This is a genomic window from Pseudomonas sp. JS3066, assembly GCF_036328175.1.
In the GTDB taxonomy this organism is placed as follows: Bacteria; Pseudomonadota; Gammaproteobacteria; order Pseudomonadales; family Pseudomonadaceae; genus Metapseudomonas.
This window is the reverse complement of sequence record NZ_CP143312.1, coordinates 842,796-862,539: the sequence shown is the minus strand read 5'-3', so window position 1 is coordinate 862,539 and position 19,744 is coordinate 842,796. Positions and strand designations below refer to the sequence as shown.

The following is a 19,744-nucleotide window of genomic DNA, read 5'->3' as shown; positions in this document are numbered from 1 at the left end:
AGAACTGCACAGGGGTCGGACCCTTTAGTGCCTTCTGCAAAAGTCGGCACGAACTCCCCAACGGCAACACCGGTAAGGACTTATGTGCGGCATTTCTGGAGAACTTCGTTTCGACAAACAACCGGCCGATCTGGCCGCCCTCGACAAGATCACTCACCATCTCGCACCCCGTGGCCCAGACGCCTGGGGCGTGCACAGCCAGGGACCGATCGCCCTGGGCCATCGACGGCTGAAGATCATGGACCTGGCCGAGGCCTCCGGGCAGCCCTTGCTGGACCCCGAACTGGGCCTGGCCATGGTGTTCAATGGCGCCATCTACAACTACCCCGAGCTGCGCAAGGAGCTGCTGACCCTGGGTTACCGTTTCCATTCTGACGGTGACACCGAGGTACTGCTCAAGGCATGGCACGCCTGGGGCAAGGACATGCTGCCCAAGCTCAATGGCATGTTCGCCCTGGCCATCTGGGAACGCGACGAACAGCGCCTGTTCCTCGCTCGCGACCGCCTCGGCATCAAGCCGCTGTACCTGGCGCGCAACCACCAGCGCCTGCGCTTCGCCTCCAGCCTGCCGGCGCTGCTTAAGGGCGGCGACCTGGATAACGGGTTGGACCCGCAAGCGCTGAACTTCTACCTCAACTTCCATGCCGTGGTGCCCGCGCCCCTCACCCTGGTCAAGGGTGTGGAGAAACTGCCACCGGCCAGCTGGATTCAGATCGACGCCGACGGCAACTGCAGCCAGGGCATCTGGTGGCAGCTGGAATACGGTCCGCACGAGAGCGAACAAGGCCTTGGCATGGATGACTGGCGCGACCGTCTGCTGACCAGCCTGCGCGATGCCGTATCGATTCGCCAACGCGCCGCCCGCGAGGTCGGCGTGCTGCTCTCCGGCGGAGTGGACTCCAGCCTGCTGGTGGGCTTGCTGGCAGAAACCGGCGTGGAGCAGCTCGCTACGTTCTCCATCGGTTTCCAGGATGCCGGTGGCGAGCGCGGCGACGAGTTCGAGTACTCCGACCTGATCGCCCGCCACTACGGCACTCGCCACCAGCAACTACGAATCGACGAGCGCGAGGTGCTGGATCAGCTCCCGGCAGCCTTCACGGCCATGAGCGAGCCCATGGTCAGCCACGACTGCATCGCCTTCTATCTGCTCTCACGCGAAGTGTCGAAGCACTGCAAGGTAGTTCAGAGCGGCCAGGGTGCCGATGAACTGTTCGGCGGCTACCACTGGTACCCGCCCCTGGCCGATACCACGGATCCGTTCAACCGCTATCGGGCGGCCTTCTTCGACCGCGCCCACACCGAATACCAGGCCACGGTACAGCCGGCCTGGCTCACCAATGACCTGGCCGGCGACTTCGTACGCCAGCACTTCGAGCAACCCGGCGCCCTCGACCCCGTCGACAAGGCATTGCGCCTGGACAGCACCGTGATGCTGGTGGACGACCCGGTGAAGCGAGTGGACAACATGACGATGGCCTGGGGGCTGGAAGCGCGCGTGCCCTTCCTCGACTACCGAGTGGCCGAACTCTCGGCGCGAATTCCCTCCCGTTTCAAGCTCGGCGATGGCGGCAAGGCGGTGCTCAAGGCTGCCGCGCGCAAGGTCATTCCCCATGAAGTGATCGACCGGCCCAAGGGCTATTTCCCGGTGCCCGGCCTCAAGCACCTGGAAGGTCGGACCCGCGACTGGGTGCGCGAGCTGCTGCTGGACCCGAGCCAGGACCGCGGTCTGTTCCAGCCAGCGATGCTCGAGCGTCTGCTTGCCAGCCCCACGGAAGACATCACCCCGCTGCGAGGCTCGAAGCTCTGGCAGATGGCTGCTCTCAATCTCTGGCTCAACCAACAGGGACTCTGAATCAATGAAAGCCCATACCCTGCACAGCCAGCGTCTCTTGCGTGGCCAGGCGCCCTCCTACCAGCGCCTTCAGGCCCAGTTGGCCGAAGGTCACCAGGAGCCACACGATGAACCGCAGATACTCCACTGCGGCTGGGGTCGTCTGCTGCTCGGCCACACCTTTCCCGACCCGACCAGTCTCGCCAGCGAGCTTTTGGCCGAACAGCCCGGCGAACGTGACATCGCCCTCTATGTCGCCGCCCCCCAGCAAGTGCTGGCCCAGGCTCCCCAGCAACTGTTCCTCGATCCCTCCGACACCCTGCGTCTCTGGTTCTCCGACTATCGCCCCGCACGCCGGGGTTTCCGCGGATTCCGCATCCGCCGCGCACAGAGCGAGGCCGACTGGCAGGCAGTCAACCAGCTCTACCGCTGTCGCGGCATGCTGCCGGTGGACCAGGACGCCATCACCCCACGCCACCTTGGCGGGCCGGTCTACTGGCTGGCCGAGGATGAACGCGACAACCAGGTAATAGGCGCTGTGATGGGCCTCAACCATCGCAAGGCCTTTCACGACCCGGAGTGCGGCTCCAGCCTCTGGTGTCTGGCAGTGGACCCGCAGTGCAGCCGCCCCGGCGTCGGCGAAGCCCTGGTACGCCATCTGGTGGAACACTTCATGAGCCGCGAGCTCAACTACCTCGACCTGTCGGTGCTGCACGACAACGCCCAGGCCAAGGCGCTCTACGCCAAACTCGGTTTTCGCGAGCTGGCCACCTTCGCGGTGAAGCGCAAGAACAGCATCAACCAAACCCTGTTTATCGGCCCCGGTCCGGAAGAAAAGCTCAACCCCTACGCGCGCATCATCGTCGACGAAGCCCTGCGTCGCGGCATCGAAGTGCAGGTAGACGATGCCGAGGGTGGGCTTTTCAGCCTCAATCACGGAGGCCGGCGCATCCGTTGCCGTGAATCCCTGAGCGATCTCACCAGTGCCGTGAGCATGACCCTCTGCCAGGACAAGCACCTCACCCATCGCACGCTGGCCCGCGTGGGTATCCGGCAGCCGTTCCAGCGCCTGGCCACCAGCGATGAGGCGAACACCGAATTCCTCGCCGAGCACGGCAGCATCGTCGTCAAACCGGTGAATGGCGAGCAGGGCCAGGGGGTGGCCGTCGACCTGCGCACCCTGGACGAAGTGAAGACCGCCATCGCCAGGGCCGAGCATTTCGACAGCCGCGTGCTGCTGGAAAGCTGCCACCAGGGCTTTGACCTGCGAGTGGTGGTGATCAACTACGAAGTGGTGGCTGCCGCTATCCGCCGTCCTGCCGAGGTAGTGGGCGATGGCCAGCAATCCCTGCGCTTGCTGATCGAGCACCAGAGCCGACGACGCCAGGCCGCCACCCAGGGCGAAAGCCGCATCCCGCTGGATGCCGAAACCGAGCGCACCCTGCAAGCCGCCGGCTACACCTATGACGATGTACTGCCCGCCGGCACCCGCCTGGCCGTGCGCCGCACCGCCAACCTGCACACCGGCGGCACCCTGGAAGACGTCACCGCGACCCTGCACCCGGCCCTGGCCGAGGCGTCGATCCTTGCCGCGCGCACGCTGGAAATCCCGGTGGTCGGCCTGGACCTGCTGGTGTCTTCCGCCGACCAGCCGGACTACGTGCTGATCGAAGCCAACGAACGGGTTGGCCTTGCCAACCACCAGCCGCAGCCCACGGCGGAGCGCTTCATCGACTTGCTGTTCCCGCTGACGCGAGTGCCCTTGGCCTGAAACCTGTGGGAGCGAACTCATTCGCGAATGAATTCGCTCCCACGATCAAGTCGCGCCTTGGCCTCAGAAAGGAGATGTCATGAGCAAGAGACTCCCCGAACCCGACCTCGCCTACCTGCAACAGGTCCTGCTGGAGATGCTGGCCATTCCCAGCCCCACGGGGTTCACCGACACCATCGTGCGTTACGTTGCCGAGCGCCTGGATGAGATCGGCATTCCCTATGAACTGACCCGTCGCGGCACTATCCGCGCCACGGTCAAGGGCCGCCAGAACAGTCCGGACCGCGCCGTGTCGGCGCATCTGGACACCATTGGCGCCATCGTCCGCGAGATCAAGGACAACGGCCGACTCGCCCTGGCACCCGTGGGTTGCTGGTCCAGCCGCTTCGCCGAAGGTAGTCGCGTGAGCCTGTTCTGCGACAGCCGGGTGTTGCGCGGCAGCGTCTTGCCCTTGCTGGCTTCAGGACATGCGTTCAACACCCAAGTGGACAGCCTGCCGATCAGTTGGGACCACATCGAACTGCGCCTGGATGCCTACAGCACCACGCGCGCCGATTGCGAAAGCCTGGGTGTCTCGATCGGCGATTTCGTTGCCTTCGACCCCCTGCCGGAATTTACCGAGAGCGGCCATATTAGCGCGCGCCACCTGGACGACAAGGCCGGCGTCGCCGCCCTGCTCACCGCGCTCAAGGGCATCACCGAAGCCCGGCTGGTGCCGCCGATCGACTGCCACCCGCTGTTCACCATCACCGAGGAGATCGGCTCCGGCTCCGCTGCAGCGCTACCCTGGGACGTCAGCGAGTTCGTCGGCATCGATATCGCCCCGGTCGCCCCCGGCCAGCATTCCAGCGAACACGCGGTCAGCGTGGCCCTGCAGGATTCCGGCGGCCCCTACGATTTCCACCTTTCCCGGCACCTGTTGAAGCTGGGCGATGAGCATTCCATCCCGCTGCGCCGCGACCTGTTCCGTTACTACCACAGCGACGCACAGTCAGCGGTCACCGCCGGGCATGACATCCGCACCGCTTTGCTGGCCTTCGGCTGCGATGCGACCCACGGTTACGAGCGCACTCATATCGACAGCCTGGAGGCCCTGACCCGGCTGCTCGGTGCCTACCTGATGAGCCCGCCGGTGTTCGCCACCGACGCGGTCACCAGCCAGCAGTCCCTCGAACCTTTCAGCCACCAGTTGGAGCATGACGCGCAGATGGAGAGCGAGACACGCGTCCCGACCGTGGAAAGTCTCGTAGGAAAGGGTGACGCCGGCCCTTGAAGGGCGAACCCGCCAGGAGCAAAGTGCCACCTATGCTCAATACGAAGGCTACGCGGGTGCGGTGAGGCCGTGTCGAACATCGATTTCTGCCTGGCATCGCCGCCCCTCGGCTACCTTTCGTAGAGGGACAAAGGACGAATAACAACGCGGGTGGTCACCCATGCTTCACCTCTCAGGCTGTGTGAAAACTGTCGCACTCGGTCTGGCCTTGCTCCTGCTCCTGGTCTGCCGGCCCGCCTTCGCACTGGAGGCCGCGCCTCTCGATCAGGATCAGCTGCGCCTTTCCCTCGGCCACTGGGTCGGCTACCTGGAAGACCCCAGGGGCGAACTCGACCTGGAACAGGTACGTAAGCTCCCCGACCCGGCGTTCCAGCAGGTTCGCGGCGAGCAGGCCAACCTCGGCAAGAACCGTTCGGTCTGGTGGTTCAAGGTGCATCTGGACAACAGCCGCGCCCATGCGCTGGACGGCTACCTGGAAGCCAACTACCCGCTGCTGGATAACATCCGCCTCTACTACCTCACCCCCGACGGCCGGGTGCAGGCGCAGGAGACCGGCGACCATTTCGCCTTCTCCCAGCGTCCGGTGCAGGTGCGCAACTTCTGGTTCCCCCTGCACGTCGAGCCCGGGCAGAGCACGCTGATCCTGCGGGTGGAAAGCACCAGCACCATCTTCGTGCCGCTGGTGTTCAGCACGTTCGGCGCCAGCGCCGCGGCCCAGGAGAACCTCATGGGGTTCAACGGCGCCTTCTACGGCGTGCTCTTTGCCATGTTCTTCTACAACCTGTTCCTCTACCTGTCGCTACGCGAGCCGGCCTACCTCTGGTACCTGGCCTACAACCTCAACGTCGGCCTGCTCGCCGCCTGCTTCGACGGCATGCTGTTCAAACTGCTGCCCGACCACGTTGTGCTGCAATCGGTGGCGATCTACATCTTCATGTACCTGCATTGCCTGACGGCATTGCAGTTCAGCCGTCGCTTCCTCCACACCGGGTTGCACTTCCCTCGCCTGGACAAGGTACTGCGGGGGCTGATGGTGGCGACTCTGGTGGCACTGCTGAGTGCTCCGCTGATCGGCCTGCAGAGCTGGAACATCCTTGCCAGCCTCACCGTGTCGGGCATCTCCGCCTTCCTGCTGCTCACCGGCCTTTATGTCTGGCGCAAGGGTCTGCGCTACGGCTCCTACTACACCCTCGCCTGGGGCGTGCTGCTGTTCGCCTTCATCCAGATCACCACCGGTTCCCTTGGCGTCGAAGTGCTCGGACTGTTTGGCGCGACGGTAGTGAAGATCGGCGTCACCATCGAACTGATCACCCTGTCCATCGGCCTGGCCGACCGCATCAACACGCTCAAGGAAGAAGGCTTCCGCTCACGCCAGGCCGCCGAGCAGGCAGACTTCGAGAACCAGGCCAAGAGTCGTTTCCTGGCCACCATGAGCCATGAGATCCGCACCCCGCTCAATGGCGTGCTGGGCATGCTGCAGCTGCTCAAGGAAACCCCGCTGGACCGCAGCCAGCGCTTCTACGTCGACACCATCTCCAGTTCCGGCACGGCGCTGATGGCGGTGATCAACGACATCCTCGACTTCGCCCGCATCGAATCCGGCAAGCTGGAACTGGAGCACATCGAGTTCGATCTGGAAGACCTGGTGTCGGAAACCCTCGGGCTGTTCACCGCCCAGGCCATGGACAAGCGACTGGGGCTGCACCTGAGCCTGGACGCCGGCGTCCCCCGGCGCATCCTCGGCGACCCGACGCGGCTCAAGCAGGTCCTGATGAACCTGCTGGGCAACGCCCTCAAGTTCACCGCCGAGGGGCATGTCGCCCTCCACCTTTCTCTACGCCGCAGAACCGATGGCAATTCGCGCCTGGTGTTCAGCGTCAGCGACAGCGGCATCGGCATCCGTCCCGAAGCCCTGAGCCAATTGTTCGACTCCTTCGCCCAGGGCGACTCCAGCACCACCCGCCGCTATGGCGGCAGCGGTCTGGGCCTGGCCATCAGCAAGGAGCTGGTGGAAATGATGGGCGGGCACATCGAAGTGCAGAGCACGCTGCACCAGGGCACCCGCTTCAGCTTCGATATACCCTTGCAGCCCGGAGAATTCAGGACCGATGAACTGAACCGGTTGCTCGATGGCCGCACCGCCCTGCTCGCCTGTCAGGACGCGCTCGGCCTGGATGCCCTGGGGCGCCTGCTCGGGCGCTGGGGCATGCGCTGCGAACGTTGCCAGGATCCGGACAGGCTGATCCAGCATCTGGAGGATTTCGCCGTACCGCCGCTGCTGGTGCTGCAGTCTCCCTGGCCCGGCGACCCTGAACGCTGGATGGACAGGCTGCGGCCTCATCTCGAGCACGGCCAGCGCATCATGTTGATCTGTCCGCCGGAGTACTGTCAGAACCTGCCCGCGGGCGCCGGCCTGCGTCTGCGGGCCGTGGCCCAGCCGCTGACCCTGGCGCAGTTGCGCGACACCTTGCAGGAGCTTTACCGCGAGCGGCGCCTCGAAGAACGGACCCAGCAGCAGGAGGAGCGTCGCCGGGTGAGCGCGACACCCTGCATCCTGGTGGCCGAAGACAATCCGGTGAATCAGATGGTGGTGCAGGGTTTCCTCAAGAAGCGCGGCTACCTGGTACGTACCGTCGCCAATGGCGTGGCAGCAGTGGACGAGTACCAGCGCGATCCGGAAGGTATCCAGTTGATCCTGATGGACTGCGAAATGCCGGAAATGGACGGCTTCGAAGCCACCCGGCAGATCCGCCGACTGGAACACGCTCGCAACTGGCTGCCGGTGCCCATCGTCGCCCTTACTGCGCATATTCTGGAGGAACATCGCCAGGCCGGTGCCGACGCCGGCATGGATGACTTCCTCGGCAAACCCCTGGACAGCGCCCTGCTGTTCGCCACCCTCGAACGTTTCATCCAGCGCCAGAGCGTGGATGGATGACGGCGCCCGGCGGCGGCGTTAGCATTCCGCCCCCGCCGGAGATACCCCGATGCTCATCCCCTTTGACCTGCTCGAAGCCGAAACCCTGACCCGTCTGATCGAGGACTTCGTCACCCGCGAAGGCACCGACAATGGCGACGATACCCCGCTGGAGACCCGCGTCGAGCGTGTGCGCAAGGCGCTGAAGAAAGGCGAGGCAGTAATCGTCTATGACCCAGACAGCCAGCTCTGCCAGCTGATGCTCAAGCTCGACGTGCCCAAGGAGTGGCTGGAGGAGTAGCCCATCGCTCGACCACTGTAGGGGCGAATTCATTCGCAAAGGGCAGCGCAGCTGCTCCCTGAAAGGCCGAATGGCCCCTCCACAAGAGCAGGTTCGATCTTCACAATTTCGCGGCTTGCACGGGCGGCCCCAGCGGGAGTTCGCGCACCACCTGCCCCATGCGCGTCACTTCCACCTTCAGCTTGTTCGCACCCAATAGGTAATCCACCAGGCGCTGCGGGAATGGCCAGTAGTTCAGCTCTGCCGTCAGGGTGACGGGACCAACCGCGTCCGCCGGCACCACGAAGGAAAATTCGCGGACATCGTAGCCTTTAGGCAGGATGCGGTTGTCCGAGAGGATCTGCGTGGCGTTCCAGACTTCGATGTCCAGCTCCTTGCCATCCTTGTCGCCCAGATGAACCTTGAAGTTGCGGGTGTCAGGTTCAGTGGCGCCCTCGCGAACCGCACCCAAGCGGTAGAACTTGTGGCCGGCTGCGTCCACGGCATGGAAGTCGATCCAGACCTCGCGACCTTCGGGAAATCCCGTGGGCAGCTTGTGCCCGGCCCCGACATTGGCGACCTTCACCCGCACCGACGCTTCCTGGCCCGGCACCAGCTGCCCGGGAACCGACTCGAAACTGATCTCCGCGGCCTTGGCCAGGTATTCGCGGGCGCGCTGCGCCGCATCCTTCTGGCCCAGGTACTCCAGCACCGCCGCGTTGGCGCCCGTGAACCAGTGGGACGCGACATCCGCGCGCTCGGGGCCCATGATCGCCGCCTTGCCGGCGAAGCCCGGCATGTGGCAGCTCTGGCAGGTCTGACCGCTGAAGCTGTAGGGACTCTCCAGCCATTCGTCATAGGTCCGCTCGACGGCCACCGTACTGAAGGGATGAGTGACGTTGTGGCAGGTGGCGCAGAAGTCGGAACGGGTGTGCAGATCGGAGTAAACGGTGTCGTGATAGGGCGACGTGGCGTCGCTGCGCGGGCCGAACTTGGTTGGCTTGCCATGGGCGCGCGGACTCAGGACATATGCCCCGTTATCCAGGCCGGTGCGAGCGCTGATGTTGTGGCAGGTCTCGCAATCCACGCCGGGCATGGGGTTGTGCTCGGCGGTGAACTCTACCGATGCGCGATTGACCGTCGAGTTGATCTGTCCGGTGGTCAGGCCGATGGGGGTATGGCAGCCGGTGCAGAAGTTATCCACACGCCCCTCGGTGGCCTCGCTGGCGTGTTTCAGCAATGCCCGGTAGATCGGTTCCTCCCAGGCATGGGACATCATCGAGGTACGCCACTGCTGATAGATCTGGTCATGGCAGGCGCCGCAGACCTGCGCGTCATCGAAGTCCCCTGCGTTGAGCACGACGTTGTTCGGTGTGTTGGCCCGATGCGGAAAGAACGGCATCCCCTGCTTGTCTTCCAGCAATCGAGAGCGCGCCGGCTCCAGCCACTTGTCGTCAAGGCGGGACGTTTCGGCAACGGCAACCAGGGTGGCCAGCAAGGCGAGCAGTATGCAGAACGCCAGCCGAATGCTGAGGGTTCCCAACCGCGCGGCTGGAGCTGACGGAAAGGCCTTCTTTGCCGGATCGTCCATTGCCCTGCCCCGCCTGCACATGCCCCATCCAAATAGCGCGAGAATCCGGCAGAATCACGGCAATAGCCGTTTTTTTCAGCGCAACTTAGCCGGAATTCAAACCTCTCCCCCGCATTTGGGGGCGTAAGTCAGTAGTAGATGGCGCGCGGGGCAGCGTCAAAGGACTGGCAATCGTCAGAATTGCCCAATCGCATTGACTATCTGATTGATATATATGAAGTGATCCATTACTGAATATGACGCAGCAGGCGATGAAGTGGCGATAATTCCGTACCAGCGACAGGTCGGTCAGCCACATGAACGGCGGGCACAAAAAAGGCCGCCACGGGGCGACCCAAACAAAGCACAGAGCACCAATAGACTCTGAGGTCAGAGTGTAGAAGCTCTGCTACGAAATGATGACAGAACTCAGAAAAACAACGGGCATTTCGTCGGTAAAATCGCCGAAATTTTGCGCAATCGCTCTAGATCGCGCCATAGCCGCGCCCCCTCGATACAGATTGCCCGCACCGATCATCTTGCTGCTCCACCAGGTGCTTTCGATAGGAAATTTCGCACAAAACATCACCCTTGAGCGCCTACAACGGCCCTCGCTAGAGTCCCCAGCCATCGCGGTTGGAACCGCGACCGGGAGTCGCAACCCGAACCTCACGCAGGCCACGTCCTACCCCAAGCGTAATTGCCGTATGGTGGGCCGTGCAGGGAAGGCTTAGGCCTTGCCGGGTTTTCCTCGCGTAACCGGTTTGCGACCCCTGTACGGCCCGCCGCCCTTATGAGTCGTGACAGCAAGGAGCGGCGCCTCTATCACGCGAGGAAGCAAGGATATGCACACCCCACACGCAATGCAGACAGAGCCCCGCCCCGTTGCCCATTGCCCAACACGCAGACTGCCAGTCACCGGTTTCACCCCCCTCCCGCCGCCATCCCAGCCCTACGAAGACGTCCTGTTCATCAACGTTCGCGCGCCCTCATGCCATCTGTTCGAAGCGGCCAACCAACGCATGAGCGCCCTTGGCGACTTGCTGCGGATCATCGAGTCAGGTAGCCGCAACGGCGCCCTGGCCCAGGAAACTGCGCGGCTGGCATCGGCCCTCGGGATGCTCTTGGCGGATGCCCAGGCGCTGCATGAAGCCGCCTTCCATCGCGTTCGGGAAGAAGGGCTTCGGCCGGGTGATTCGCCCACCTGATCCACCTCTTATCTACCCACCGAAAACGTCGGTCCACTTCAACAAAGCGTCGAACTGCATCAAAGATTGCCATCGGCCCTTCCCTAGACTTGGCCTGCCCGCACTCCCAGTCCCGGGAAAATGCGAGCAGGACCACCAACAACAAGAAGGAAGGTACACATGAGCGTTTACCGTAATGGATTGGCGTTGGCGTTCTCCTGGATGCTGGCCGTTGGGGCCGCGCAGGCATCCGGGCCCATTCAGGTCCAGAACACGTTCGACTCCATGGGACCGGAGATGCAGAGCTGGGTCGATGGCAAGGGCAAGACGCTCCACTACCTGGATGAAGGCCCGCGAGATGGCCTGCCCGTGGTGCTGGTCGGCGGCAATGGCACCAGCGGACGGGTACTTGCCCTCACCGACTTCCTGCGCAGCCTGCGCGAGCAACTGGACTTGCGCTTCATCACCCTGGAACGCAATGGCTTCGGCCAGACCGAGTTCGACCCCTCAGGCAATTACCAGTCGTACGCCGAAGAAGTAACGGCCCTGCTCGATCACCTGAATGTCAGGCGCTTCTCCCTGGTGGCAATCTCCGGCGGTGGTCCCTACGTGGCGCAAATCGCTTCCAGCCTGGCACCTCGCGTACGCTCGGTGCACATGGCGGCAGCCTTCTCGCAAACGGAAGGGGTGATGGCGACTCCGGCCCGCTGCGCCCTGAGCGATCAGCAGGTAGCCGAGGCCTATCTTGCCGGCCACTACGATGTGCCCTCGGTCTGGTGGGATCTGGGACCGAACACCGCGGTGAACCGTATCCATGGTTTTCTCGACGAAGCCGCCGATGAAGGTGCACGCTTCTACTACGCGAAAGGATCCAAAGGCTTCGACATGGCCCCCCTGACCCATGAACTGCGCCTGTATTGCGAACAGCCGATAGCCGACCTTTCCGCCGTTTACGCACCGGTATTCCTCTACTACGGACTCGCCGATACCACGGTCACCCCCGCCCATGCTGAATTCTGGAAAAGCCGCTTCCCGAATGTTGCCGCCGAACGCCTCTACGCGGGCGAAGGCCACGATGTCCAGTATCGGCACTGGGGCCAGATCCTCTCGGACCTGGCGTATCAGGGAAGACGCATTCTGTTGTGCAGCAAGGGCCGTTCCCAACTGGTGGATTCGGACCAGGCCCAACGTTTGCTGCAGCGCGGCGCCAGCCTGGACATCTGCGCCTGGCAACAGTCGGCCGGACGTTCTGACCAACAGCCCTGACCGCTCAAAGGCCTAGAGCCAGTATTCCCAGACGCGCCCGATACGTTCACTCACGCGGGCGCGGATGGGGCGCCGTTTCCAGCTCTCAAGGGTCAGTTCGTGCGAACTCTTCACGTCCTCCAGGAAGGCGCCTCGCATCCGCTCGCCGAAATCCGTCCCCAGCACCACCACGTTGACCTCGTGGTTGTGCAGGAAACTGCGCCAGTCCAGGTTGGTGGAACCCACGGTGGACCAGACACCGTCGATCACCCCAGCCTTCACATGCAACAGTGCGTCCTTGCGCTCGTAGAGGCGCACCCCCGCTTCCAGCAGTTCCTTGTAGTAGGCCCGCCCGGCATGGAATACCAGCCATGAGTCGGTACTGCTGGGCACCACCAGGCGTACATCGACGCCGCGCCGCACCGCCGCCTTGAGGGCGTCGAGCAGCTGTGGGTCAGGCACGAAGTAGGCGCTGGTGAGCCAGATTTCGCTCTGCGCGCTTTGCAGTGCGGAGATGAGCGTTGCGTAGATCTGGCTGTAGGGTTCTTCGGGCGAACTGCCGATGGCGCGCACCACTTCCTTGCCCATGGGCTGAATCGGCGGGAAGTAGTGGCGGGGCACCAGGGTTCCACCCTTCTGTTGGTCCCAGGTGCCGATGAAGAGCTTCTGCAGCTCAGCGACAACCGGGCCTTCGATGCGCAGGTCGGTATCGCGCCAGGGCAGCTCCCCATCCGACGGCACCTGGGTACTGGAGCCAAAGGAGCCACCGGAATACACACTGCTGATGTTGATGCCGCCGAGAATGGCGATACGCCCGTCGACGATCAGCAGCTTGCGGTGGTCCCGCTGGTTCAGTTCCCAGCCGGCCTTGGCGCTCATCGGATTGACCGGATTGAACTCCACCAGGCGAATGCCGGACTGGCGCAGTCGCTCGAAGTATTCCGGTGGAGTGCCAAGGGTGCCGACGCTGTCGTAGATCAGGTTGACCTGCACGCCACTGCGTTGCTTGGCGATCAACTTGTCGGCGAAACGCTGCCCCACTTCATCGCCTTCCAGGATGTAGGTTTCCATGTTGATGTGATCGCGGGCACCTTCGATCGCTTCGAACATGGACGCATAGGTGTCCGGCCCGTCCTGCAAAAGCTCCACCTTGTTCCCCGCCGTCAGCGGGCTACCCACCAGGGTCTCTTCGATCGCCAGGTGCAGGTCGAAGATGTTGGTCTCCATCCCGGAGGCCTCGAGACGTTCGAGAACGGCCTTGCTGCGCGCCTCGGAAAGCGGGCCATGAGCGCCGTCGACCTGTACCGGCGTCTCTGGTGAATGAGCCATATCGGGATTGATGCGAGGCAATGAAGTGCAACCCAGGAGGAGCGATGAAAGCACCGCCAGGACACACGCCACTGTCCCTGATGACGGCAATTTCATTCAGCATCCTCCACCTGAGGACGGTCGATACCGGGAAAGCCGATCCGCCACTGCAAAGCGCGTTTCCGGACGGCCTTGAGCGATTCGACAGTGACTGCAGATAAAAGGTTGGAAGAATCTTCGAACGGAGCAGCAGGCGATCAGTTCGGTGCCGAGCTCGCAGAGCAGCCAGGCAATGACCAGGCCGACGCCACAGGTCATCGCCATCATGAACAGTACAGGGCAGAAACGAAGCGGTCAGGCGCGATTCATCAAACCCATCCCTGGCCGTCCATCAGCTTTGCGAGAAGCGCGGCCCCAGCAGGATGATGGTCGCGCCCATTACGCAGAGGGCAGCCCCCAACCAGTCGCTCGCCAGCGGCCGGGTACGCTCCACGACGCCAAGCCAGAGCAGCGAAGCGACGATGTAGATGCCGCCATAGGCCGCATAGGCGCGACCAGCGTAGGCGGCTTCCACACGTGTCAGCAGCAGGGCGAAGAGGGTCAGGCTGAGCAGGCCGGGAACGACCCACCAGGCGCTCTTGCCCATTCGCAGCCAGAGCCAGAAGGCGTAGCAGCCGCCGATTTCGAAGAGGGCGGCGAGGAAGAACCAGAGGTAGTTGAGCATCGATGTTTTCCCCGCGAGTGGAGCCCGCCCGGTCTGGCTTCAGCCGTGCACGCCGCCTTCACGCTCCCAGGCGCAGCGCACGCGCAGGTTGTCTTCCTGGGGGCTGTGGAAGCCCTGCTCGCTTTCCCAGCGGAAGGTGTGGATGCCGTTGAGTTCGGTTTCCAGATGGACCACAGCGCTGCTCCAGTAGAGTTGTTTGAGCAACGCTTCAAACGCCTTCACCCAGAGGCTCCATTCGTATTCAACCGCCGGGTAGCTGGCACCGAAGTGGATCACCTGGGTACGGAAAAGCCCTTCGCCAGGTTGTTCGCAGCAGGAGAACATATCGCGCCCAAGGAACGGCCAGGCCTCACCGCTGGGCAGGCTGTCCAGCACTCGGCGGTTGGTCTCGCGGCGCAGGCGGTGTTCCTGATCATCGAGCGACGGCCAGTCGCGGATGCAACCATAGACGATGGATTCGGACTCCACGCGGGCACTCCAGTAAAACAGTGGCAGCCTTCTAACACAGGACTGCCACGGGAGAAAGGAATTGCGTCGAAGTCTTCAAGCCGGTCTGCGGCCAAGTAGCCAGGCTAGCGCGCACATCACCAGGGCAAGCCCTGTGATGACCATGAAAGGCGCCTGGTAGCTACCCGCCAGATCACGACCAAAACCGGCCAGGACCGGAGCGAAACTGGCCATCCCATAGCCTGCAAACAGCATCATCGCGGTCCAGCGGCTCACCGCCAGCGGTGTGTGCGCCTCATAGAGCGGCAGCACCAGGGACAGCGCGAACGAGCCACTGAGGCCCAGGCCCAGGAAGGCGGCCCAGACTTCCGGCAGCAGTGCCGGCTGGAAGCAGATCATCCCCAGGCAGACGGTGCTGACGAGGCCGCAAACCAGCAGCAACTGGTAGCGGTTGTCGAAGCGCTGGGCCAGCCAGGGCAGGATGAAGGCGCTGGGCAGCCCTACCAGCATGAACAGACTGAACAGGCTGTTGCTGCGTAACAGGCTGAGGCCTGCCTCGTGGTAGCGGGCCACCAGCCAGGTGGTCAGGGCATAGAACAAGCCAGCCTGTAGGGCGAAGAACGCCGTAATCAGCCAGGCTCGCGGTTCGCCCCAGGGCAATCCGCCCTGCCCCGCTTCGCTCGCGGTTTCAGCGCGATTCGGCACCGCCAGCCAGAGCAACAGTGCGCCAAGCGCCGGCAGGGCCCAGAAAGCCAATCCGAAATGCCATTGATCCCCCAGTAACTGAGTAACCGGTGGCGTCAGCACCGCACCGGCGGCCCCGCCAATGGTCATGCTCAGGGAGTACCAGGCGACCACGCGACCGACCTGATCATGGAAATGACGCTTGATGAAACCGGACAGCAGTGGTCCGGCCACTGCGATACCTGCCCCCATCACCACGGCACTACCGATCAGCACGCCGCTGGCATGGCTGCCCAGGCGGGCGAGCAAGGCAACGCCGATCAGGCCCAGGCACGCCGTGATCACCCGCTCCAGGCCATAACGCACTGCCAGCCGTGGCGCCAGGGGCGCGAGCAAGCCCATGCAGAGCACCGGCAGGGCCGTGGTCAGGCTGATCAGACTGCGACTGAGCGCCAGTTCCTGGGCGATGCGCTCGATCAGGGGGGCAAGGGAAGTGATGCCGGGCCGCAGATTGATTGCGGCCAGTACCAGCGCCAGCATCAGCAGCGCACGGGAAAGGGGTTTCACGGTGGAACCATCCGGGTTGGCGGTCAGGCCGGGGGAGCAACCCTACTCCCCCGATCCGCCGCCGGGCAACCCCGAGCGGCGCGAAAGCTGACCGAACGGACAGCCTCGCTTTGAACTTGCGAGATAAGGATCCTTACGCGTTGCCGTGATGCTTGGCCCGCATCTTCGCGGCCATGCTGGCCATTTCGTCGTAGAGCGCCTGGGGGTTCTTCTGCTTCACGGCCCAGGCCATGCGGCCCTGTTCGTGGGGCAGGATCATGAAGGTGCCGGCAGCGACTTCCTGGAAGATGTAGTCAGCGATGTCGGTGGCGCTGATCGGAGAGCTTTCCAGCAGCTTGCCCACCTGTTGCTTCATGGCCGGGGTCGGTCCGCGGAAAGAGTCCAGCAGATTGGTCTGGAAGAACGACGGGCAGACCACGTGCACGCCGACACCCTCTTCCTTGAGTTCGATCAGCAGGCTTTCGGACAGGGCCACCACGCCGGCCTTGGCGACGTTGTAGTTGCTCATGGCCGGGCCTTGCATCAGCGCCGCCATGGAGGCGACGTTGACAATCCGTCCCTTACTCTTCTGCAGCAACGGGAGGAAGGCCTTGCAGCCCTTGACCACGCCCATCAGGTTGATCGCGATCTGCCAATCCCAGTCTTCCAGCGACAGCTCTTCGAAGAAGCCGCCCGAAGCGACGCCGGCGTTATTGACGATGATGTCGATGCCACCCAGCTTCTCTTCGCAGGCCTGAGCAAAGGCCGTGAGCTGGCTGTAGTCACGAACGTCGCAGCGCTGTGTGAAGCCATCGCCGCCGGCTTCGCGGACCAGCTTGAGGGTTTCGGCCAGGCCGCCTTCGTTGACGTCGGACAGGGCCAGCTTCCAGCCCTCGCGCGCCCAGCGCAGGGCAATTTCGCGACCGAGTCCGGAACCGGCGCCGGTAATCATGATGCGGTTGTGCATGGTGAGGTGCCTTTCTGCTTGTGCGGTAGATGAACCGCAGTGTAGCGAAGGCAATAGTGCAGCCACCCCTGAATCACGGCGCTGAATGATGACGGCAAACGCAGCTAGCGGCGCTGGATCAGGCGCCTCGCCAGCAGCCCGTACGGCACCAGGTTGAGCAGCAGCACGAATGCCCCGAGCCAGAGCTGGATGCCCGGCGTCAGCCCGGCGGGGTAGATCATCGGTACCAGGTAGTGCTCGATGAACCCGCCGCTGTACCCCTGCTCTCCAGCCGCCAGGCGCAGACGATTCTCCAGCGGCGTGAGCGGGCAGATCAGATGGAGAAATTCCACCGTGGCTCCCCAGGCCACCGCAGGCAGGTGCAGCAGAGCCAGGCGCGGCCATTTCAGCACCAGCAATCCGCCCGACACCACAAAGAGGATAAAGGCCAGATGCAGCAGCAATACGGCGTCAGCGGCGATCCGGTAACTCATGGCTTGGCATCCACAAAGTCGTTTTCCTTGAACCATCACGAAAGGTGGTCAGTCGGTTATTACAGGCGCATCAATTTGCCACCAACCATAACGCGACGTGCCCCTGGCAATCCCAGATACCGAGGAAACATTGCCCATGATCACCATTCTGCTGCTCGTCATCCTGATCCTGCTGCTGATTGGCGGCCTGCCAGTCTTCCCCCACTCCCGTAACTGGGGCTACGGCCCATCCGGCATGGTCGGGGTGCTTCTGGTCATTGTGGTAGTGCTGCTACTGCTCGGGATGATCTAGCCAGCCATTCTGCGTCTGGCTCACCACTGGACCTGTAGGAGCGAGCTTGCTCGCGAATAGTCCGGGCACGGTCTTTCGCGAGCAAGCTCGCTCCTGCACAAAGTGCCAATCGGAGCATTTCGGCTCCGGTGACTCATGACCAGGTTCTAGGTAGGTGGTTTCCGAAGTTCAAATGAAAAGGGCGGCCCGAAGGCCGCCCTTTTTGTGGCGCAAGAGTCGTGGATCAGTGGGCTACCGCACCGCTGGCACCCAGACCGGTCTGGGAACGTACGAACTGCGGGTAGAAGCGCGCACGTTCCTCGTCTGCGGCTGCCGACTTGTCGGTAATGGAGAAGAACCAGATACCGACGAAGGCAACGATGATGGAGAACAGCGCCGGGTACTCGTAGGGGTAGATCGCGGTCGCATGGCCGAGGATCTGAACCCAGATGGTTGGGCCGAGAACCATCAGCGCAACGGCGGTGATCAGGCCCAGCCAGCCGCCGATCATGGCGCCACGGGTGGTCAGTTTCTTCCAGTACATGGAGAGGATCAGCACCGGGAAGTTGCAGCTGGCGGCGATCGAGAAGGCCAGACCCACCATGAAGGCGATGTTCTGCTTCTCGAACAGGATGCCGAGGCCGATGGCCACGAAGCCCAACACCACGGTGGTGATCTTCGATACGCGCAGCTCGTCCTTCTCGCTCGCCTTGCCCTTCTTGAACACGGAAGCGTAGAGGTCGTGAGACACAGCCGAAGCGCCAGCCAGGGTCAGGCCGGCAACCACCGCGAGGATGGTGGCGAAGGCCACGGCGGAGATGAAGCCCAGGAACAGGCTGCCGCCTACGGCGTTGGCCAGGTGTACCGCCGCCATGTTGTTGCCGCCCAGCAGTGCGCCGGTGGCGTCCTTGAAGGCCGGGTTGGTGCTGACCAGCAGGATGGCGCCGAAGCCGATGATGAAGGTCAGGATGTAGAAGTAGCCGATGAAGCCGGTGGCATAGAACACCGATTTACGGGCTTCCTTGGCGTCGCTGACAGTGAAGAAGCGCATCAGGATGTGCGGCAGGCCGGCGGTACCGAACATCAGTGCCAGACCCAGGGAGATCGCAGAGATCGGATCTTTCACCAGGCCACCGGGGCTCATGATGGCCTCGCCTTTCGGGTGGACCTTGATGGCCTCGCTGAACAGGGTGGCGATGTCGAAGTTGACGTGCTTGAGCACCATGATCGCCATGAAGGAAGCGCCCGAGAGCAGCAGCACGGCCTTGATGATCTGTACCCAAGTGGTAGCCAGCATGCCTCCGAACAGGACGTAGAGCACCATCAGGATACCGACCAGGACCACGGCCACGTGGTAGTTGAGGCCGAACAGCAGTTCGATCAGCTTGCCGGCACCCACCATCTGGGCGATCAGGTAGAAGGCCACCACCACCAGCGAACCGCTGGCGGACAAGGTGCGGATTTCCTTCTGTTTCAGGCGGTAGGAAGCCACGTCGGCGAAGGTGTACTTGCCGAGGTTGCGCAGCCGCTCTGCGATCAGGAAGAGAATCACCGGCCAGCCCACCAGGAAGCCGATGGAGTAGATCAGGCCGTCGTAGCCGGAGGTGAACACCAGGGCGGAAATACCCAGGAAGGACGCCGCCGACATGTAGTCACCGGCGATTGCCAGGCCGTTCTGGAAACCGGTGATGCTGCCACCGGCGGTGTAGAAGTCGGAGGCCGACTTGCTGCGCTTGGAGGCCCAATAGGTGATGTAGAGGGTGGCGCCGACGAAGGCGACGAACATGACGATGGCCGAGGTGTTCAGCGGCTGCCGCTGGACATCACCCTCGATGGCACCGGCAGCCCAGAGGGCCGGCGCCACAACCATCAGGCCGAGGACGGCAAGGATGCGCGCGATCATTACTGGACCTCCTTGAGGATTTCCGCGTTCAGACGGTCGAACTCGCCGTTGGCACGGCGGACGTAAATACCGGTCAGCACGAAGGCGGACAGGATGAGACCGACACCGATCGGGATACCCCAGGTGACAGGAGAGTCAGTGCTGATGCGAGTGCCGAGCAACTGCGGCTCGAAGGCGATCAGAAGAATGAAGGCCAGATAGAGGCCGAGCATGATGGCAGAGAGTATCCAGGCGAAGCGTTCTCGCTTGGACACCAGTTCCTGAAAGCGCGGATTCTCTTGAATCCGCTTGTAGGTGCTGTCGTTCATTATTGTTGTCCTCCACAGCGCGGGTTGCTGGTGAGCCAA

The 19,744-nt window shown here is 63.1% G+C and carries 17 protein-coding genes; 8 read left to right on the top strand and 9 right to left on the bottom strand.

Annotated features, from left to right (window positions below):
• The first annotated feature begins 82 nt into the window (after positions 1-82).
• The 5 genes from SA496_RS04195 to SA496_RS04175 all read left to right on the top strand — a co-directional run bounded on the left by SA496_RS04195 (position 83) and on the right by SA496_RS04175 (position 8,093).
• The gene (locus SA496_RS04195) at positions 83-1,852 is read left to right on the top strand and encodes an N-acetylglutaminylglutamine amidotransferase (RefSeq protein ID WP_330115074.1); all 1,770 of its coding nucleotides are present in this window, start codon (positions 83-85) and stop codon (positions 1,850-1,852) included.
• Positions 1,853-1,856: 4 nt separating this feature from the next.
• Entirely contained in the window at positions 1,857-3,602 is a 1,746-nt protein-coding gene (gene ngg / locus SA496_RS04190) for an N-acetylglutaminylglutamine synthetase (RefSeq protein ID WP_330115073.1), read from the top strand.
• Between the two features lie 79 nt (positions 3,603-3,681).
• A complete protein-coding gene (locus SA496_RS04185; protein WP_120652617.1) occupies positions 3,682-4,875 on the top strand; it encodes an osmoprotectant NAGGN system M42 family peptidase in 1,194 nt (397 codons plus the stop codon).
• Positions 4,876-5,035: 160 nt separating this feature from the next.
• On the top strand, positions 5,036-7,813 hold the full coding sequence (locus SA496_RS04180; RefSeq protein WP_120652618.1) for a hybrid sensor histidine kinase/response regulator: 2,778 nt from the start codon (positions 5,036-5,038) through the stop codon (positions 7,811-7,813).
• A 49-nt stretch (positions 7,814-7,862) separates the two neighbouring features.
• Positions 7,863-8,093 (top strand): YheU family protein, encoded by a 231-nt coding sequence (locus SA496_RS04175; protein ID WP_120652619.1) that lies wholly within the window; start codon positions 7,863-7,865, stop codon positions 8,091-8,093.
• 100 nt (positions 8,094-8,193) lie between these two features.
• Here SA496_RS04175 and SA496_RS04170 read toward each other — a convergent pair whose 3' ends face one another.
• The gene (locus SA496_RS04170; RefSeq protein WP_330115072.1) at positions 8,194-9,663 is read right to left on the bottom strand and encodes a multiheme c-type cytochrome; all 1,470 of its coding nucleotides are present in this window, start codon (positions 9,661-9,663) and stop codon (positions 8,194-8,196) included.
• 824 nt (positions 9,664-10,487) lie between these two features.
• Between SA496_RS04170 and SA496_RS04165 the strand changes: the two genes are divergently transcribed.
• Together SA496_RS04165 and SA496_RS04160 are read left to right on the top strand one after the other, a co-directional pair.
• Positions 10,488-10,850, top strand: coding sequence for a hypothetical protein (locus SA496_RS04165; protein WP_330115071.1), 363 nt, complete (start codon positions 10,488-10,490; stop codon positions 10,848-10,850).
• 159 nt (positions 10,851-11,009) lie between these two features.
• Positions 11,010-12,095, top strand: a complete 1,086-nt coding sequence (locus tag SA496_RS04160) for an alpha/beta fold hydrolase (protein WP_330115070.1) — start codon at positions 11,010-11,012, stop codon at positions 12,093-12,095.
• Positions 12,096-12,107: 12 nt separating this feature from the next.
• On the opposite strand, the gene cls is transcribed toward SA496_RS04160, so the two are convergent.
• The 6 genes from cls to SA496_RS04130 all read right to left on the bottom strand — a co-directional run bounded on the left by cls (position 12,108) and on the right by SA496_RS04130 (position 17,223).
• Entirely contained in the window at positions 12,108-13,403 is a 1,296-nt protein-coding gene (gene cls / locus SA496_RS04155; RefSeq protein ID WP_256661004.1) for a cardiolipin synthase, read from the bottom strand.
• Positions 13,404-13,773: 370 nt separating this feature from the next.
• Positions 13,774-14,106 (bottom strand): YnfA family protein, encoded by a 333-nt coding sequence (locus SA496_RS04150; protein ID WP_120652623.1) that lies wholly within the window; start codon positions 14,104-14,106, stop codon positions 13,774-13,776.
• Between the two features lie 39 nt (positions 14,107-14,145).
• On the bottom strand, positions 14,146-14,574 hold the full coding sequence (locus tag SA496_RS04145) for a hypothetical protein (RefSeq protein WP_120652624.1): 429 nt from the start codon (positions 14,572-14,574) through the stop codon (positions 14,146-14,148).
• A gap of 75 nt (positions 14,575-14,649) precedes the next feature.
• On the bottom strand, positions 14,650-15,804 hold the full coding sequence (locus SA496_RS04140) for an MFS transporter (RefSeq protein ID WP_120652625.1): 1,155 nt from the start codon (positions 15,802-15,804) through the stop codon (positions 14,650-14,652).
• Positions 15,805-15,937: 133 nt separating this feature from the next.
• Positions 15,938-16,750: an SDR family oxidoreductase gene (locus SA496_RS04135; RefSeq protein WP_120652626.1), complete on the bottom strand. Its 813-nt coding sequence runs from the start codon at positions 16,748-16,750 to the stop codon at positions 15,938-15,940.
• 104 nt (positions 16,751-16,854) lie between these two features.
• Entirely contained in the window at positions 16,855-17,223 is a 369-nt protein-coding gene (locus SA496_RS04130; RefSeq protein ID WP_120652627.1) for a DUF2784 domain-containing protein, read from the bottom strand.
• Positions 17,224-17,359: 136 nt separating this feature from the next.
• On the opposite strand from SA496_RS04130, the gene SA496_RS04125 reads away from it, so the two are divergent.
• A complete protein-coding gene (locus SA496_RS04125; protein ID WP_107504050.1) occupies positions 17,360-17,515 on the top strand; it encodes a DUF3309 family protein in 156 nt (51 codons plus the stop codon).
• Positions 17,516-17,738: 223 nt separating this feature from the next.
• On the opposite strand, the gene SA496_RS04120 is transcribed toward SA496_RS04125, so the two are convergent.
• Together SA496_RS04120 and SA496_RS04115 are read right to left on the bottom strand one after the other, a co-directional pair.
• On the bottom strand, positions 17,739-19,397 hold the full coding sequence (locus SA496_RS04120) for a cation acetate symporter (RefSeq protein ID WP_120652628.1): 1,659 nt from the start codon (positions 19,395-19,397) through the stop codon (positions 17,739-17,741).
• Positions 19,397-19,705: a DUF485 domain-containing protein gene (locus SA496_RS04115; protein ID WP_120652629.1), complete on the bottom strand. Its 309-nt coding sequence runs from the start codon at positions 19,703-19,705 to the stop codon at positions 19,397-19,399. The genes SA496_RS04120 and SA496_RS04115 overlap by 1 nt, the downstream gene beginning before the upstream one ends.
• Positions 19,706-19,744 lie beyond the last annotated feature (39 nt).

Excerpts from the sequence above, each read along its gene's own strand:
- SA496_RS04135 (WP_120652626.1), bottom strand. The coding sequence starts at position 16,750 with ATGCACAACCGCATCATGATTACCGGCGCCGGTTCCGGACTCGGTCGC.
- ngg (WP_330115073.1), top strand. The coding sequence starts at position 1,857 with ATGAAAGCCCATACCCTGCACAGCCAGCGTCTCTTGCGTGGCCAGGCG.
- SA496_RS04180 (WP_120652618.1), top strand. The coding sequence starts at position 5,036 with ATGCTTCACCTCTCAGGCTGTGTGAAAACTGTCGCACTCGGTCTGGCC.
- SA496_RS04130 (WP_120652627.1), bottom strand. The coding sequence starts at position 17,223 with ATGAGTTACCGGATCGCCGCTGACGCCGTATTGCTGCTGCATCTGGCC.
- SA496_RS04120 (WP_120652628.1), bottom strand. The coding sequence starts at position 19,397 with ATGATCGCGCGCATCCTTGCCGTCCTCGGCCTGATGGTTGTGGCGCCG.
- SA496_RS04150 (WP_120652623.1), bottom strand. The coding sequence starts at position 14,106 with ATGCTCAACTACCTCTGGTTCTTCCTCGCCGCCCTCTTCGAAATCGGC.
- SA496_RS04165 (WP_330115071.1), top strand. The coding sequence starts at position 10,488 with ATGCACACCCCACACGCAATGCAGACAGAGCCCCGCCCCGTTGCCCAT.
- SA496_RS04160 (WP_330115070.1), top strand. The coding sequence starts at position 11,010 with ATGAGCGTTTACCGTAATGGATTGGCGTTGGCGTTCTCCTGGATGCTG.
- SA496_RS04195 (WP_330115074.1), top strand. The coding sequence starts at position 83 with ATGTGCGGCATTTCTGGAGAACTTCGTTTCGACAAACAACCGGCCGAT.
- SA496_RS04170 (WP_330115072.1), bottom strand. The coding sequence starts at position 9,663 with ATGGACGATCCGGCAAAGAAGGCCTTTCCGTCAGCTCCAGCCGCGCGG.
- SA496_RS04125 (WP_107504050.1), top strand. The coding sequence starts at position 17,360 with ATGATCACCATTCTGCTGCTCGTCATCCTGATCCTGCTGCTGATTGGC.
- SA496_RS04185 (WP_120652617.1), top strand. The coding sequence starts at position 3,682 with ATGAGCAAGAGACTCCCCGAACCCGACCTCGCCTACCTGCAACAGGTC.
- cls (WP_256661004.1), bottom strand. The coding sequence starts at position 13,403 with ATGGCTCATTCACCAGAGACGCCGGTACAGGTCGACGGCGCTCATGGC.
- SA496_RS04115 (WP_120652629.1), bottom strand. The coding sequence starts at position 19,705 with ATGAACGACAGCACCTACAAGCGGATTCAAGAGAATCCGCGCTTTCAG.
- SA496_RS04175 (WP_120652619.1), top strand. The coding sequence starts at position 7,863 with ATGCTCATCCCCTTTGACCTGCTCGAAGCCGAAACCCTGACCCGTCTG.